Annotated in this window: 15 protein-coding genes; 7 read left to right on the forward strand and 8 right to left on the reverse strand. The window is 72.2% G+C overall.

Annotated elements, in window-relative coordinates:
- Positions 1-333 precede the first annotated feature (333 nt).
- A complete protein-coding gene (locus G011_RS0111415) occupies positions 334-1,053 on the forward strand; it encodes a lytic transglycosylase domain-containing protein (RefSeq protein ID WP_019608588.1) in 720 nt (239 codons plus the stop codon).
- A 58-nt stretch (positions 1,054-1,111) separates the two neighbouring features.
- Positions 1,112-1,750, forward strand: coding sequence for a transglycosylase SLT domain-containing protein (locus G011_RS0111420; protein WP_019608589.1), 639 nt, complete (start codon positions 1,112-1,114; stop codon positions 1,748-1,750).
- A gap of 120 nt (positions 1,751-1,870) precedes the next feature.
- Here the strand turns inward: G011_RS0111420 and G011_RS0111425 are convergent, their stop codons facing one another.
- The 5 genes from G011_RS0111425 to G011_RS0111445 all read right to left on the reverse strand — a co-directional run bounded on the left by G011_RS0111425 (position 1,871) and on the right by G011_RS0111445 (position 7,278).
- Positions 1,871-3,895 (reverse strand): serine/threonine-protein kinase, encoded by a 2,025-nt coding sequence (locus G011_RS0111425; protein ID WP_019608590.1) that lies wholly within the window; start codon positions 3,893-3,895, stop codon positions 1,871-1,873.
- Between the two features lie 218 nt (positions 3,896-4,113).
- Complete coding sequence (locus G011_RS0111430; RefSeq protein WP_013151165.1) at positions 4,114-5,502, reverse strand: aspartate ammonia-lyase; 1,389 nt, start codon at positions 5,500-5,502, stop codon at positions 4,114-4,116.
- A gap of 158 nt (positions 5,503-5,660) precedes the next feature.
- A complete protein-coding gene (locus G011_RS0111435; RefSeq protein WP_019608591.1) occupies positions 5,661-6,251 on the reverse strand; it encodes a DUF1707 domain-containing protein in 591 nt (196 codons plus the stop codon).
- Between the two features lie 218 nt (positions 6,252-6,469).
- Positions 6,470-6,898 carry an RNHCP domain-containing protein gene (locus G011_RS0111440; RefSeq protein WP_019608592.1) on the reverse strand — a complete coding sequence of 143 codons (429 nt, stop codon included), beginning with the start codon at positions 6,896-6,898 and terminating at the stop codon, positions 6,470-6,472.
- Positions 6,895-7,278, reverse strand: coding sequence for an RNHCP domain-containing protein (locus G011_RS0111445; RefSeq protein WP_019608593.1), 384 nt, complete (start codon positions 7,276-7,278; stop codon positions 6,895-6,897). The genes G011_RS0111440 and G011_RS0111445 overlap by 4 nt, the downstream gene beginning before the upstream one ends.
- Positions 7,279-7,709: 431 nt before the next feature.
- On the opposite strand from G011_RS0111445, the gene G011_RS0111450 reads away from it, so the two are divergent.
- Positions 7,710-8,636, forward strand: a complete 927-nt coding sequence (locus G011_RS0111450; protein ID WP_019608594.1) for an ABC transporter ATP-binding protein — start codon at positions 7,710-7,712, stop codon at positions 8,634-8,636.
- On the forward strand, positions 8,633-9,460 hold the full coding sequence (locus tag G011_RS0111455) for an ABC transporter permease (RefSeq protein ID WP_019608595.1): 828 nt from the start codon (positions 8,633-8,635) through the stop codon (positions 9,458-9,460). The genes G011_RS0111450 and G011_RS0111455 overlap by 4 nt, the downstream gene beginning before the upstream one ends.
- Positions 9,461-9,532: 72 nt before the next feature.
- On the opposite strand, the gene G011_RS0111460 is transcribed toward G011_RS0111455, so the two are convergent.
- Positions 9,533-11,197: a hypothetical protein gene (locus G011_RS0111460; protein WP_019608596.1), complete on the reverse strand. Its 1,665-nt coding sequence runs from the start codon at positions 11,195-11,197 to the stop codon at positions 9,533-9,535.
- 200 nt (positions 11,198-11,397) lie between these two features.
- Positions 11,398-12,438 (reverse strand): class II fructose-bisphosphatase, encoded by a 1,041-nt coding sequence (glpX, locus tag G011_RS0111465; RefSeq protein ID WP_013151171.1) that lies wholly within the window; start codon positions 12,436-12,438, stop codon positions 11,398-11,400.
- Positions 12,439-12,591: 153 nt separating this feature from the next.
- On the opposite strand from glpX, the gene G011_RS0111470 reads away from it, so the two are divergent.
- Together G011_RS0111470 and G011_RS0111475 are read left to right on the forward strand one after the other, a co-directional pair.
- A complete protein-coding gene (locus G011_RS0111470; RefSeq protein ID WP_013151172.1) occupies positions 12,592-13,191 on the forward strand; it encodes a TetR/AcrR family transcriptional regulator in 600 nt (199 codons plus the stop codon).
- Between the two features lie 50 nt (positions 13,192-13,241).
- Complete coding sequence (locus tag G011_RS0111475; protein ID WP_019608597.1) at positions 13,242-13,796, forward strand: DUF4245 domain-containing protein; 555 nt, start codon at positions 13,242-13,244, stop codon at positions 13,794-13,796.
- A 119-nt stretch (positions 13,797-13,915) separates the two neighbouring features.
- Here the strand turns inward: G011_RS0111475 and G011_RS0111480 are convergent, their stop codons facing one another.
- Positions 13,916-14,887 (reverse strand): 4-hydroxy-3-methylbut-2-enyl diphosphate reductase, encoded by a 972-nt coding sequence (locus G011_RS0111480; protein WP_174546873.1) that lies wholly within the window; start codon positions 14,885-14,887, stop codon positions 13,916-13,918.
- A gap of 296 nt (positions 14,888-15,183) precedes the next feature.
- On the opposite strand from G011_RS0111480, the gene G011_RS32400 reads away from it, so the two are divergent.
- Positions 15,184-16,089 carry a hypothetical protein gene (locus G011_RS32400; RefSeq protein ID WP_026338219.1) on the forward strand — a complete coding sequence of 302 codons (906 nt, stop codon included), beginning with the start codon at positions 15,184-15,186 and terminating at the stop codon, positions 16,087-16,089.
- Positions 16,090-16,123 lie beyond the last annotated feature (34 nt).

The raw sequence follows: 16,123 nt of genomic DNA on the forward strand, positions 1-16,123 counted from the left end.
TTCGGCAGGTGCGGAGACCCTCGCCACAGTGCCGGGAGGGCTTGACTCCTTCTTGACTGTGCGTATCGACGTGCAGGTCAAAGCACCGCATCGCGGATGCATTCCGTGATGTGATCCAAGGCATAGTAAATCTGGCGTTACTTCATCGTGACGATGATGCAGGCTGAACCCGCTGCACGAACATCCCCTCCCACGTGGGAACCCGCGCCGCGGTCGGTCGAACGGCTACCCCTTCCCTCGCGCGCGACACCCCGGGCCACGTGGTCAGCGGCGGCGAACTCTCACACACGCGGACCCCGTGGGGCGCGTGTGCGTCTACGCGAAAGGGCGATTTTGCTACTCAACCTCATCTCACTGCGACATGCGGGCGCCGTCGGCGCCGCGACCCTCGTCGCCGGCGGCACCTTCTCGGTCGCCGCGTTCGCCCAGAGCGACGCGGCGGACCCGAGCCAGCTCGCCTCCGCCGCGGTGGTCCCCGACCAGCAGGCGGCGGCGGGCGGCGACGGCGGGTCCGACCGGCCCGAGGACTTCTTCGCCGCGCAGCCCGGGCAGAGCGACCAGGAGCGCCAGACCCAGCGCGAGGAGAGCATGGAGCAGGCCAGGGCGGCCGTCGACGGGGCCGTCCGCGCAGACAGCGGGACGGCCAGCGACATCGCCGAGCCCGAACCCGAACCCGAGGAGGAGCCCGAACCCGAGTCCTCCGGCGGTTCCGACTCCTCCGGCGGTGGATCCGCCGGGTCGGCCTCCTCCGGCGACCCCAAGGACATCGCGCTCCAGATGGTCCTGGACGAGGGCTGGGCCGCCAGCGAGTTCCACGACTGCCTGGAGCCGCTGTGGGAGAAGGAGAGCAACTGGAACCACACGGCCGAGAACCCCAGTTCGGGCGCCTACGGCATCCCGCAGTCCCTGCCGGGCGACAAGATGGCCTCCCACGGCTCCGACTGGCGGACCAACCCGGCCACGCAGATCGCCTGGGGCATCGACTACATCAAGGACCGCTACGGAAACCCCTGCGGCGCCTGGTCCCACTCCCAGGCCAACAACTGGTATTAATAGGGCTTTCCCTGCCAATAACCCCCTCTTGGGAAAGGCAATCGTGCTAATCAACCGAATGTCGCTGCGTAGTACGGCGGCGGTCGGTGCGGCGACTCTCGTCGCGGGTGCGACCTTCGCCGTCACCGCGTTCGCGGATGACGAGCTCGATCCGGACACGGTGGCCAGCGCCGCCATTCCGGAGACCGAGGAACCCGCCGCCGACACCGAAGCCGGGGAGGAGTCGTTCTTCTCCGAGCAGTTGTCCCAGGAAGAACTCCAGACCCTGCGCAGTCAGGCTCAGGAGCAGCGTGACGCGGCTCTCACCGAAGGGGTCCTGACGGCCCAGGTCGAGGGAAGCGACATCGAGGAGGAGGAAGAAGAGGAAGAGGAGGAGGAGACTCCCGTCTTCACCGGCGACCCCAAGGGCATCGCCCTCCAGATGGTCACCGACCAGGGCTGGGCCGCCAGCGAGTTCCACGACTGCCTCGAGCCCCTGTGGCAGAAGGAGAGCAACTGGAACCCCAGCGCGCAGAACCCCAGTTCGGGCGCCTACGGCATCCCCCAGTCGCTGCCGGGCGACAAGATGGCCACCCACGGCGACGACTGGCAGACCAACCCGGCCACGCAGATCGCCTGGGGCATCGACTACATCAAGGGCCGCTACGGCACTCCCTGTGAGGCCTGGGCCCACTCCCAGTCCGTCGGCTGGTACTGACCCGCCGGGGCGCCCCCTGCCGGAGGGCGCCGTCTCCGGTGCACACGCGAGGCGCGGGGCCGTTCCCTTCCGGAACGGCCCCCGTCGTGTCGGGCCCGCCGCGGTCGGCGGGCGGCGCGCTCACAGCAGCGGGTCGAACGTCTCCATGACGTCCTCGTGCAGGTCGTCGTAGTAGTCGGCGTCCTCGCGCGGAACGTTCACGCTGACCAGGTAGAACACCCGGTCGCCCTCGTGCTCGGTGCTGATCGCGTAGGCCCAGAAGCGCCGTTCCTGGCTCGCCCAGGTCTCGTTGACGAGGTCGGACTCCACCAGGGCGACGTCCCAGCCCTCCTCGAAGTCGCCGTCGTCGAACTCCTCCAGCTCCAACTGCGTGTAGCCGGTGGTGACGTCACCCTCGACCTTCGTCCCGCCGTTGGTGTCCTCCAGGTACTCGGCGCTCGTCCCTGTGAACTCCTGCTCGGTCCAGCCGGTCACCCACACCTGGTGGTCGCTGCCCGGCGCGACGAACACCGCCAGCGTGTTCTCGATCTCACTGTCGTCCACCTGCCACCCGGCCGGGTAGTCCACGTGGAACCACTGCGACCGGAAGGTCTCCAGCTCGTCGTAGGACGGCGGCTCCCCGTTCTCGTCCCCGCCGCCGGTCTGGCCGCCCTCGCCCCGGCCCTCACCGCCGCCGCTGCCGGCACCGCCCTCGTCCCCGCCGACGGAGGTAGAGGGCTCCGCAGGCGGCCGCGCGCTCTCGGACGCCGACAGCGCCTCGGCGGCGCCGCCCTCGGCCTCGGCGCCGGCGAACAGGGTGGCACCGACCACGGCAACGCCGCCGATCAGCGTCAGGACCACCACCGCGGCGCCCACGCCGACGAGGAGCCTGGTGTTCCCCGAGCCCGAACCCGGACGCGCACCGCCGTGGCCGCCCGAGTGGAGCGGGACACCCGGACCCCCGGGTCCACCCGGGCCACGGCCCGTGCCGCCGAGACCGCCTCCCGCGGAGTGGGGCGGCCGGTGCTGGTGGACCGTGCGGTGCCCGTGCGCGAAGGGTGTCGCGGGTGTCACCGGGTCGGCCGGTCCGCCCCGCGGCAGGTGCTGCCCCGTCATCGGGCCCTGAGGCAGCGGGGTCCGCGTGTGGGGGTAGCCGCCCCGCGGCCCCGTGCCGGGGTGGCCACCGCTCGGCGTGTGGTGGGGGCTCTGCCGACCGCTGACCCCGGGGGCCGTGTGCGGGCCGCTGCCGAAGGCCGGGGTACCGCCCGAGAACGCGCCCGCCCCCGCGGCTCCCACGGCGCCCGCCGCGCCGAAGCCGCCGCTGTCGTCGCCGCCCGCGTTCGGCCCGCCGCGCTCGCGCAGCAGCGCCAGCGCCTCGTCCGCGCTCAGCCTGCGGTCCGGGTCGCGCTCCAGCAGACCGGAGATGACCGGCTCCAGCCACCCGGCGCGCGTCATCGGCGGCAGCGGCGCGGACATCACCGCCGCGATCGCCGCGGTGATGCTGTCGCGGCGGAACGGGGAGGTGCCCTCGACCGCCGCGAACAGGGTCACGCCGATGCTCCACAGGTCGCCCCGGTGCTCGGCCGGGCCGCCCGCCAGCCGCTCGGGCGGCATGTACTCGGGGGAGCCGATCAGCGCGCCGGTGCGGGTGATGCTCGGCCCGCCCTCCATCGTCGCGATGCCGAAGTCGGTGAGGATCACCCGGCCGTCCAGGGACGTCATGATGTTGCCCGGCTTGATGTCGCGGTGCAGGACCCCGGCCGCGTTCGCGGCCCGCACGGCGCGCAGCAGCGACCCGGCGATCTCCGCGACCTCGTCCGGAGGCAGGGCGCCCCGCTCGTCGAGCCGGTCCTGGAGGGACCCGCCCTCGACCAGCTCCATGACCACCCACGGGTTGCCGTCGTACTCGAAGACGTCGTGGATGGTGATCACCGTGGGGTGGCTGATCCGGGCGGCGGAGCGCGCCTCGCGCCGGACCCGGCCGTGGGCGTCCGCGCGTTCGGAGTCGGTGAAGTGGTCGGGAAGCAGCACCTGCTTGATCGCGACGTCGCGGTCCAGCGTCGGGTCGAAGGCCTGCCAGACCACCCCCATACCGCCGCGGCCGAGTTCACGGCGCAGGACGTAGCGGTCCGCGACGATGCGTTCACTGCCGCTGTTGCTCGACATGTACTGCCCTCTCGAAGGCGGGCTTCCAAGGTGCTCTGTTCAAGAATGTCGGACGCCTCCCGCGCCCGGAAGGTTCCTGGTCCGGGCCCCTCGCGGCCGGGTGAGACACAACCGCGACCCGTGCGCACCGTGCGCCCCGCCCGGCACACGACCGCCCCGTCCGGCGCGCGGAAGGGGCACCCCGCGTGCGGGGTGCCCCGTGGCGGAACGGGTCCGGACTACTGGGAGTTGGTCATCCGCAGCACGTCGAGGGCCTCGTCCAGCTGCGCCTCGGTGAGCTTGCCGTCCTCGACGTATCCGCGCTCGATGACCACCTCGCGGATGGTCTTCTTCTCCTTCAGCGACTGCTTGGCGACCTTGGAGGCCTCCTCATAGCCGATGTAGCGGTTGAGCGGGGTCACGATCGACGGCGAGGACTCGGCGTAGACGCGGCACTGCTCGACGTTGGCCTCGATGCCGGACACGCAGCGGTCCGCGAACACGCGCGAGACGTTGGAGAGCAGGCGGATCGACTCCAGCACGTTGCGGGCGATCATCGGCAGCTGCACGTTCAGCTCGAAGTTGCCGCTCGCGCCGCCGAAGGCCACCGCGGCGTCGTTGCCGACGACCTGCGAGGTCACCTGGAGCACGGCCTCGCACAGGACCGGGTTGACCTTGCCCGGCATGATCGAGGAGCCGGGCTGGAGGTCGGGCAGGAGGATCTCGCCCAGGCCCGTGGTCGGACCCGAGCCCATCCAGCGGATGTCGTTGGCGATCTTGGCGAAGCCGACCGCGATGGTCCGCAGCTGGCCGGACAGCTCGACCAGGCCGTCGCGGGCGCCCTGCGCCTCGAAGTGGTCGCGGGCCTCGGTCAGCGGCAGGCCGGTGTGCTCGGCGATCTCGGCGATGACCCGGGCGGAGAAGCCCTCGGGGGTGTTGATGCCGGTGCCCACGGCGGTGCCGCCCAGCGGCAGCTCGGCCACGCGCGGCAGGACGGCCTCCAGGCGTTCCACGCCGTAGCGCACCTGGGCGGCGTACCCGGCGAACTCCTGGCCCAGGGTGACCGGGGTGGCGTCCATGAGGTGGGTGCGGCCGCTCTTGACCACGGAGGCGAACTCGGTGGCCTTGGCGCCGAGCGCCTCCTCCAGGTGCCGCAGCGCCGGGACCAGGTCGTTCTGCACGGCGGAGGTGGCGGCGATGTGGATGGAGGAGGGGAACACGTCGTTGGAGGACTGCGACGCGTTGACGTGGTCGTTGGGGTGCACCGGGGCCCCGAGGCGCTCGGTGGCCAGCGTCGCCACGACCTCGTTGGTGTTCATGTTGCTGGAGGTGCCCGAGCCGGTCTGGAAGACGTCGATCGGGAACTCGTCGTTCCACCTGCCCTCGGCGACCTCCAGGGCGGCCTCCCGGATGGCCTTGCCCAGGTCGTCGCTGATGACGCCGAGCTCGGCGTTGACCTTGGCCGCGGCGGCCTTGATCTGGCCGAGGGCGGCGATGTGCGCGCCCTCCAGGCCCTGGCCGGAGATCGGGAAGTTCTCGACGGCACGCTGCGTCTGGGCCCTCCACTTGGCCTCGGCCGGAACCCTGACCTCACCCATCGAGTCGTGCTCGATACGGAACTCGCTCATTGCAACCCAACTCTCCCTGGGAAAACCTGTGAGCCCCAGATTGCCAGACGCACCGGAGCACACCGCCACCTCACCCGGGGTTGGCGGTGTTGCGCGCGTCATGTTGACACCGTCGCCGCCCCCCGTGCCCGGTCGGCGGTCCCCGCAGGTCGGCGCGGTCAGGCCCCGATGCCGCGTCGGCGATCGCGGCGGCGCCAGCCCAGGAGGCGGCGCCTCTTGGGGGCGCGCACGCGCACCACGCCGAACAGGGAGAACCCGTCGATCTCCAGCACCGGGGGGTGGGACAACTCGGAGCGGCGCGCGGTGGTGGTGCGCCTGCCCAGGAACGACCAGCCGGTCATCCGCACCTCGACGCCCTCGGGGACGTCGATCTCCACGCGGCCCAGGACGGCGGTCACGGTCATGCGGTGGTGGTTGTGCATCAGGAGCGCCTCGCGCATGTCCACCTCGACCCTGCCGACCAGCGCCACGGCCAGCTCGTCGGGATAGGCCACCCAGCGGCCCCTGCGCTCGGCCCTGCCGAACAGGCCCAGGACGGGCTGGCGGTCCAGGCGGATGGGCTGCTGCTCGGCGGGGAGGAGGTCGGCGGTGATGCCGGGCAGCTCGCCCAGGGTCCGGGCCTCGTGCGCGAGGGAGGAGCGCTCCTCGAACTCCTCCAGGTCCAGACGGCCGTCGGCGGCGGCCTCGCGCAGGACCCGCAGGACCCGTTCGCGGTCGGTGTTGGAGGCGCGGAGCCGATCGGGGGACACTTCCTCACTCACACCGCCCACACTAGGCGAAACCCCGGGCCGGTCGCCCGTCCGGGGAGCACCGCGCGTCGGCGCGTCCGGGGAGCGCTCCGCGTCCGCCCGCCCGGGCTCACGGGCGGACTCCGGCCGGAAGGCGCGGCGCCCCGGCCCGATCGGAAAGCGCGGCGGGCCGGACCCGGACGGGGCGGAAAGCCCTGCGGCCCCCGCCCCGTCCGCCGTCACAGGTCCATCAGCGCCCGCCGAGCGACCGCGTCGGAGGCGGCGGCCAGCGGCCGGACCGCCACCCTGACCAGCGCGCGGGCGTTGTCGTCGCCCGCCACGCGGTTGGGGCCGAGCTCACCGCACCGCACGCAGCGGTGGACGATCATCCACTCCCCGTCCGGCCGCGCCGCCATGCTCAGCGCGTCCATCGCGCCCCGGCAGCCGGACGCGCGGTCGCCGGGGATCCGCAGGTCCACGTGCAGGCTGGTCAGGCAGTGCGGACAGTGGTTGCGATGGGCCGTCCCCGGCGCGCGGGCCGGGATCTCCAGACGGCACCGCACACAGCGGAACGAACCCGCGCCGCCCGCCTCGCCGTGGGCGTGCAGCACGGTCTTGGGGCGCTGGGGACGCCTGGTGACACGGGTGTTGCGTCGGCCCACGCTCACACCTCCCCGAACAGGTCGAGCGGGAAGGGCGGTTCGGCCAGCGGCCGGACCGCGATCCGCATGAGGACGAGGTGGTTGTCGTCCGGTGAGACGGCGCTCTCGGACATCTCGTCGCACACGCCGCAGCGGTGGATGAGCGTCCAGGCGCCGCCGCGCGGTACCGCGACCGAGATCGGGGCCATGCGCCCGCCGCAGTCGGAGGCGCCGCCCCCGACCCGGTCCAGGACGTGGCGGGAGCTCAGGCAACTCGGGCAGTGGTCGCGCGGTTCCCCGTCGGGACCTAGGCGGGACACGGACAGGCCGCAGCGCACGCAGGCGAAGGCGCCGGTGCGGGTGGCGGAGCGGTGGCCGGAGCGGCCGGAGGAATCGGTGGTGGACACCCGGAAGGTACTCCTTGCTGGGAAAGGGTGACAGACAGCAGGGAGCAGGCCGAGCGCTTCTCGACGGAAAGGGGCGTGGCCGCCTCAGGCACCCGGGACCCGGGTACGGCGGTGGCACGCGTGACTGTGAGGCGCGCTCGGCGCGTTCCGGGGCATACTCACCCTTCTCCGTCCGGAGTCGTCCTCCGGATTCTCGTTCCTACGGGTCCGGAGGACGATCGTAGGCGGGCGCCCCGGCCGGGACAACGGGTTTTTCCGCCGGTCGGACCGCCCTGCGGGGCCCGCACTGCCCGCAGCGCCGCAGACGCGCACGGCTCGGCGGGGTGTTTCCACAGCCGGAGAAACCCGCTGGAAATCCCTCGCCCCCGCTGTCTACGGTTGTGTTCATGACCACACCTGTCCCCGGTCGCCGTCCGTCCGGGAGCGCGACCATGGACGCCGGTGACACACCGTCCGTCCCCGCCCTGCGACTCCGGGGAGTCGTCAAGCGCTTCGGTTCGCTCACCGCCGTCGACGGGCTCGACCTGGAGGTCCCGCAGGGCGTCGTCCTGGGCCTACTCGGGCCCAACGGCGCGGGCAAGTCGACCACCATGAAGATGCTCACCGCCCAGTCCCTCGCCGACGAGGGCGAGATCCGCGTCCTCGGCCACGCCATCCCCGACGAGTCCAAGTGGGCCCGGGCCCGCATGGGCGTCGTGCCCCAGCACGACAACCTCGACGAGGAGCTCACCGTCGAGCAGAACCTGCGGATGTTCTCCTACCTGTACCGGGTGCCGCGCCGCCGACGCCGCGAGGCCATCGCCCGGACCATGCGGCTGGCCCAGCTCGCCGACCGGGGCGCGACCCTCGTCGACGACCTGTCCGGGGGCATGCGCCGCCGCCTGCTCATCGTCCGCGCCCTGCTGCACCGGCCCGAACTCGTCCTCATGGACGAGCCCACCGTGGGCCTGGACCCGCAGGTGCGCCAGGACCTGTGGAGCGTCATCTCCGCGCTGCGCGCCGAGGGCGTCACCGTGCTGATGTCCACCCACTACATCGAGGAGGCCGAACGCCTCTCCGACGAGGTGGCGCTCATGGCCGCGGGAAGGATCGTCGAGCGCGGCGCCCCCGCCGACCTCGTCGCCCGGTACGCGGGGACCACCGTGGAGGAGTACACCCCGGGTGAGGAGGGCGTCGACGGACTCGAAAGCCTCGTCCACGGTCACGGCTTCACCACCCGGCGCACCGGCACCACCGTGTCGGTCCTGCGCGCCGAGGAGCTGCCCGACTCCCTGCGCGACCGGCTGGGCGCGCCGCTGCGCCGGGTGAGCACCCTGGAGGACGTCTTCGTGGCCCTGACCGGGGAGAGTGTGGAGTGACGGACCAGACACGGCAGGCCCGGGAGGACGCCCGGCCCGAGATCCACGCCCGCCCCGGCCGGTTGGAGGCCGACGCGGTGATGGGCGTCGTCGCCCGCGAGTGGATCCTGTACGGCCAGTCCTGGCGGGCGACCACCTTCGCTGCGGTGGTCGAGCCCACCCTCTACCTGCTCTGCTTCGGCTTCGGCATGGGCGCCCTCATCGGCACCCTCGCCGGGTACAGCTACATCGACTTCCTCGGCACGGGCATCGTGGCGGTGTCGGTGCTGTTCCAGTCGATGATGCCCGGGGTCATCAACACCTTCATCAAGAGACGATTCCTGCACACCTACGAGGGCATCCTCGCCGCCCCCGTGGACGTGCGCGAACTCGTCACCGGCGAGGCGCTGTGGCTGGCGATGCGCTCGGGCGTCTACGGGTGCGTCCCGCTGCTGGTCGCGGTCGGTTTCGGGCTGCGCCCCGGCCCCGGCCTGCTGCTCGTGCCGCTCATCGCCTTCCTCTCCGGGTTCGCCTTCGCGCTCTTCGGGATCTGGATCTCCGCCCTGATCAACTCGGTGCGGTCCATGGACTACGTGTTCAGCGGCCTGTTCACCCCGCTGTTCCTGGTGGCGGGCACGTTCTTCCCGCTCACCGAGCTGCCCGACTGGGTGCGGAACGCGGCCATGGCCAACCCGCTCTACCACTCGGTCGAGCTGATCCGCGGGGTGGTCTTCGGCGACCTCGGGGCCGGAGCGGCGCTGTTCCACCTCGGAGTGCTGCTGGTGTTCGTGGTCCTGATGTGGTTCCTGGCGTGCGCACGGATGAGACGACGCGTGGTCGGCTGAAACCCCCCGCACACGCGGACGGCGCGGGGGACACCGCCTCCCGCGCCGTCCGCGCGCTCACGCCTCCCGCGTCTACTCGCCGCCGCTGGGCGACCAGCGCAGCTCCACGCTGCTGCGCTGTCCCTCCTCGGTGACGCTCAGAGCCAGGCCCATGGCGCCCCACTGGCCGGGGGCCTCCACCTCGCTCTCGGTCAGCACCTGGCGCAGGTCCATGTACCCGGCCATCACCGCCGAGTCCATCTCCTGCATGGTCTGCTGGAAGACCGGGTCGTCGCCCAGGCGCCCGGTGGCGCTGCTCCCCTGGGACACCACCACGGCGTCGCCGTCGGTGCTCACCCCCGGCGGGGTGCTGTAGGAGTCGACGACCGCGCTCTCGACGAAGTCGCCCAGGATCTGCTCGTCACCGCCCACCGCGCGGTACTGGAAGGACGCCTCCCCGCCACCGTTGTAGGAGGACCCGAAGAAGCCCTCCAGGTTCATGTCGGTGACACCGAACGCGGTCGAGGAGCCCAGCAGCTGGGTGAACCCCTCCGGCAGCGGGGCGCCCATCGAGTTGAACTGGCGCTCCATCTCCTGCATCTGGCCGCTGCTCGTCATGAACGGGATCGAGTCGCTCTCGTAGGCGTCGGCCAGCGCCGTGTCCAGGCCGCTGGTGCCCACGGCCATGACCGTGCTCTCGGGCAGCGACTCCATCGCCGCCACGCTCGTCCCCGGCGTCTCGGCCAGCCACGCCAGGTCGGTGCCGTCCACCGTGAGGTCGAAGATGTCCGTGCGCGCCTCCAGGTACTCGCCGTCCACCCGCAGGGACGCGGTCATCCGGCCGCTCAGCTCACCGGTCTCGGCGGCCAGGTCGGCCTCGAACTCCCGGGCGAACTCCTCGACCTCCATCAGGCCCGCGAGGTCCGACCACGCCGCGGCCAGGCTGCCGCCGGGCACCTCGGCCATGTCACCGGAGAAGGTGTCGGCGTCGGCCAGGGGGCCGTGCTCCTCCACCTGCGCGTGCAGGTCGGCCAGCGCCGCGTCGGAGGTGGTGAGGAGCGCGAAGTCGTTGATCACCTCGAAGTAGAGGTCGTCGTACTCGCCGCTGAGCCGCTCCAGGTCCTCCTGGGCGAGCCGCTCGTCCTCCACCGCGAGCGCGAACGCCCCGGCCACACCGGCGCCCTCGCCCAGCTCGGCCTCACCGCTGGCGGGCCACATCGCGAAGCCCACGCGCTGGCCGATCCACTCCTCGACCTCGGACTGCCGGGCCTCGGGGAAGGCGGCCACGAAACCCTCGGCGACCAGCCCCGTCATGTCGCCGTCGGGCTCGTCCATCTCGGCCGTGACCTCGTCGGGGAGCTGGTCCACGAACCGCAACAGCTCCATGGCCTGGGAGCCGTCGATGGACAGGTCGACCTTGCCGAACGCGAGCGCGCTGCCCGGGAGCACGTCCTCGGGCTGGGGGCCGCCGAAGCTGACCAGCGAGACGGTGGCCCACACCGTGCCGCCCATGAGGAGGAGCGCGGTGCCCGCGGCGGCCGGGATCAGCCAGCGCCTGTTGCGGCCGCCGCCGGAGGGCGGCGGCACCTGACCGCCGGAGTACTGGCCCCCGGGGAAGGGGCCCGCGGGCGGCGGACCGCCGGGCGCGCCCGCGCCGAAGCCCGCGGGGTGCTGGCCGGGAGCCTGGGGCGGAGGATAACCCTGCCCGGGCGGCTGAGGCTGCCACTGGGGCTGCTGTGGGGGATCGGGGTAGGACATCAAACCTCCGGCGGGGAATTCCTCGGCGCGTGCACCGCGCAACCAACGCCGGGTCTGATGCCGCGTCGACCCGGTGTGGTTCGCGTCCCGTGCCTTTTTCGGTCGGCCGGTGGGGAAGGGGCCCGGTGTCCCGTACCGGCCGGGACGGGACACCGGGGTGGAGCTCTCCGCGGAGGTCTTCCGGTGGGGGTGTGACGGCCCTAGACCGACTCGGGCTCCTCGCCCCGGTAGGGGGCCGAGGTCAGGTCGACGCCGCTGTAGGAGGCCAGCTTGCCCAGGCGGTGCTCGCTGAGCACCTGGCGGACGGTGCCGCTGCGGCCGCGCATGACCAGGGAGTCGGTGACGACCCGCGCGGACTCGTAGCGGACGCCGCCGACCAGCTCCCCGTCGGTGATGCCGGTCGCGGCGAAGAACACGTCGTCGGACGAGACGAGGTCGTCGGTGCGCAGCACACGGTCCAGGTCGTGCCCGGCGTCGAGCGCCTTGCGGCGCTCCTCCTCGTCCTTGGGCCACAGGCGGCCCTGGATGACGCCGTCCAGGCACTTCATCGCACACGCGGTGATGATGCCCTCGGGGGTGCCGCCGATGCCCAGCAGCAGGTCCACACCGGTCCCCGCGCGGGCCGCCATGATCGCTCCGGCCACGTCGCCGTCGCTGATGAACTTGATCCGGGCGCCCGCGTCGCGCACGTCCTGCACGATCTGCTTGTGGCGGGGGCGGTCCAGGATGACGACGGTCACGTCCTGCGGCGACTTGCCCTTGGCGCGGGCCACGGCCCGGACGTTGTCGGCCACGGGAGCGGCGATGTCCACCACGTCGGCGGCCTCGGGGCCCGTGGCGAGCTTCTCCATGTAGAACACCGCGGAGGGGTCGAACATGGTGTTGCGCGGACTCATCGCGATCACCGACACGGCGTTGGGCATGCCCATGGCGGTCAGGGTGGTGCCGTCGATCGGGTCGACGGCCACGTCCCAGTCCTGGCCGCCGCCGTCGCCGACCCGCTCGCCGTTGTAGAGCATCGGGGCGTTGTCCTTCTCGCCCTCGCCGATCACCACGGTCCCGTTCATGGACACGGTGCTGATCATGTGCCGCATGCCGCGCACCGCGGCGCCGTCCGCCCCGATCTTGTCACCCTTGCCCACCCAGCGGGCCGCGGCGAGCGCCGCGGTCTCGGTGACGCGCACCAGCTCCAGCGCGAGGTTGCGATCCGGGGCCTTGTGCGGGCTGCTGGACTGCGACATGGACACACCTTCCATCGGGAGAACAGGTCGGGGGCAGGTCTTAGGGTAGTCACCCGACGTGACACCCGCGGGGCCACGGGCCCCCTCGGGGCGGTGCCGGGTGGACGGGGACGGACTACTCTGGCGTGACCCGGACTGGAGTGAGGCGTGACAGTGGACAAGACGGACAGGCCCGCGAGGGTCTCCCCGCGCGGCGCGGCCACCCGCGGCGCCCTGCTCAAGGCGGCCTCCCAGGTCTTTCGCACGGTGGGCTTCGCCAAGGCCGGGGTGAGCGAGGTCGTCGCCGCGGCCGGGGCCAGCGTCGGCAGCCTGTACCACCACTTCAGCGGCAAGGCCGACCTCTACCTCGCCCTGTACGAGGAGTTCCAGCAGCGCCAGCAGGACCGCACCCACCAGGCGGTCGTGCGGGCCCGCTCCGAGGGGGAGAAGGACCCCACGCGGCTGATGAACATCGCCGCCCGCGCCTACCTGCTGGGGTGCATCGAGGAGAGGGAGACCACACGGCTGTTCTTCAGCGGTGACGGTCCCCCCGGGTTCGACTACCAGCTGCGGACCCGGCTCACCCAGTGGACCGACCGCAACGTGGCGCTGTTCCGCAAGGCCGACGAGCCCGTGGACGAGGCCCTGCTCATCGTCGTGAGCGGCGCGATGCTGCTGGCCGTGGCCGAGGTGGTCCAGCGCGAGGACGCCGAGGCCCGCCGACTCGCCGACGACATCACCGGACTGCTCACCCAGCTCGAACCCCGGCGCTAAGCGCACCCCGGGTCCGCGGGGCCCCGGACCTGGGGCAAGCTGGAGACGTCATGAGTGAGTACAGCCGGTCCAGCGCGACCTTCAAGAACTACGCCATCTCCCTCGGGATCATCGTCGGCATCGTCCTGATCATGGCGTTCGTGGTCTCCACGCGCTCGGGCGAGAGCATTCCGTCGGTGGAGTACCGGCCCGACGCCGACGTCCTGCGCGACGCGGCGGACTATCCGGTGACGGTGCCCTCCGCCGACCTGGAGCAGGAGGGGTGGACGCCCACCAGCTCCACGGTGGACGTGTCCGGACCGGTCCAGTGGAGCGTGGGATTCGCCACGGCCGAGGACAGCCACGCCATGGTGACCCAGAGCGACGCCGAACCCGGCGCCGTCCTCGCGGAGAGGGTCCCGGGCGCCGAGAGGGCCGGTACGGTCCAGGTCGACGGCCGCGAGTGGGAGCACCACGCCTCCCAGGACGAGAACGCCCTGGTCCTGCGCGAGGAGGGCGTGACCCTGGTCGTGTTCGGCCCCGCCGACATGGACGAGCTGACCCGCCTGGCCGAGGGCCTGGAGACCGACACCGACGGTGGCGAGGGGTCCGCGGACGGAGCCTGAGCGGGGAACGCGGGCCCCGGCCGTCTCCGCTCCCGCACGGCGAGGCGCCCGGTCGGTTCCTCCGACCGGGCGCCTCGTGTACCGGCTGTGTGCGCTCCCGGGGTGCGGGGGCCTGTGCGCTACTCGGCGCGCAGGTCGCGGCGCAGCTCCTTGGGCAGCGAGAAGGTCAGCGTCTCGTCGGCGGTGGTCACCGGGGTGACCGTGCCGTAACCGTGCCCGGCCAGCTTGTCGAGCAGCTCGCGCACCAGGATGTCCGGCACGGAGGCGCCGCTGGTCACGCCGACCGTGGTCACGCCCTCCAGCCAGGAGTCGTCCATCAGCGAGGCGTTGTCGATCAGGTGGGCGGCGTCGGCGCCCGCGTCCAGGGCCACCTCCACCAGGCGGACCGAGTTGGACGAGTTGTCGGAGCCGACCACGATGACCAGCTCGCACTCGGGCGCCATCGCCTTGACCGCGTCCTGGCGGTTGGAGGTGGCGTAGCAGATGTCGTCGCTGGGCGGGTCGAGCAGGTTCGGGAACCGCTCGCGCAGGGCGTCCACCGTCTGGGTGGTCTCATCCACCGAAAGGGTCGTCTGGGAGAGCCACGACACGTTGTCCGGGTTGCGCACCTGGACCTTGTGCACCTCGTCCGGGCTCTCGACGATCTGGATGTGCTCGGGGGCCTCACCGCTGGTGCCCTCGACCTCCTCGTGGCCGATGTGGCCGATGAGGATGATGTCCCGGTCCTCGGCCGCGAAGCGCTTGGCCTCCTTGTGGACCTTGGTCACGAGCGGGCAGGTGGCGTCGATCGTCTTGAGGCTGCGCCGGTGCGCCTCCTCGTGCACGGCCGGGGAGACGCCGTGCGCGGAGAAGACCACGATGGCCCCCTCGGGCACCTCCTCGGTCTCCTCGACGAAGATCGCGCCGCGCTCCTCCAGGGTGCGCACCACGTGGGTGTTGTGCACGATCTGCTTGCGCACGTAGATCGGCGCGCCGTACTGCTCCAGGGCCTTCTCGACGGTGATGACAGCGCGGTCGACACCGGCGCAGTAGCCCCGGGGATTGGCGAGGAGCACACGGCGTTGGTTCGTGGCAGTCGTCATCGCAGTCATGTGTTACATCCTAGGTGGCTTGGGCGGCGTGCGACCCGGGTGTGGGAGAGGGCACTGAACAGGCCGCTTCGACGTGCGACCGGTGCCAAGGTGACGGTATCGCAACGGGGCGCATCCGGTTGCGCCTCGAAGTGGCGAAATCGTTCACTTCTCCCCTGCTCATGGTGTTCAACCCTCCTCTATCCTGGTTCACCATCACACGCATTGCAGGCGGTTCGCCCTCACCTCGGCCCTGCCGGTCGGCTGTTCGCGCGCCGCTCACCCCACTCGCCGAGACCACCAGGAGCCCCCGCCCTATGTCGAAACCGACGCTCGCCACGAAGCTGGTCACCCTGGTCAAGGGCATCTTCGGGCGCAAGGAAACGGCGTCCGCGCCCGAGCCCGCGGCTCAGGAGGCGACCGGGACCGCCCAGTCCCCCGCCCCCGCCCCCGCGGAGACCGAGGACGTGACCGCGCGCGGCACGGACCAGGCCCAGCCGTCCGCGGAGAAGAGCACCGAGGCCGGGGCGCACGGGGCGGAGAGCGCCGACGAGCCGCAGGCCGCGCCGAAGACCGAGGAGCCCGCTGCGGCCGTCGAGGCCGAGAAGGCTGAGGCCGCCGAGCCCGCCGCGGCCGTCGAGGCCGAGAAGGCTGAGGCCGCCGAGCCCGCCGCGGAGCAGGAGCCCGTGAAGGCGGAGGCCGAGGAGCCCGCGACCGCCGCCCAGGAGGGGGCCGCCGCTCAGGACGAGCCCGCCGAGCCCGCCGTGCAGGAGAAGGCCCCGGCCAAGAAGAAGCCCGCCGCCAAGAAGAAGTCCGCGAAGGCCGCCGAGGCCCCTGCCGCCCCCGAGACCGCCGAGCCGACCGCGGCCGAGGAGGCCGGAAGCGGTCGGGAGGAGCGGACCGGGCCCGCCACCCCCGCCACCGCGGACGTCCCCGAGGAGGGCGCCGCCATCGCGGAGGAGATCGCCGTCGCCGAGGCGCACACCAAGGTCAGCAGCGACGAGATCCTGAAGAGGGTGCGCAAGGGCGCCGCCCCCTCCCTGGAGGACCTCGCCGTGCCCACCTACGACGAGCTCACCCTGCCCTCGGTCCGCGCCCGCCTGCGCAAGCTCACCATCGAGCAGGTCCGCGACCTGCGCGCCTACGAGGTCGCCCACCAGAGCCGCCCCGAGTTCATCAAGATGTACGACAACCGCATCGCCAAGCTGGAGGCCGGGGCCTGACGCGCGCGGACCGCCGGGGCGGGAGCGCCTCCGG

The sequence above is a fragment of the Nocardiopsis sp. CNS-639 genome, from assembly GCF_000381685.1.
Lineage (GTDB): Bacteria > Actinomycetota > Actinomycetes > Streptosporangiales > Streptosporangiaceae > Nocardiopsis > Nocardiopsis dassonvillei.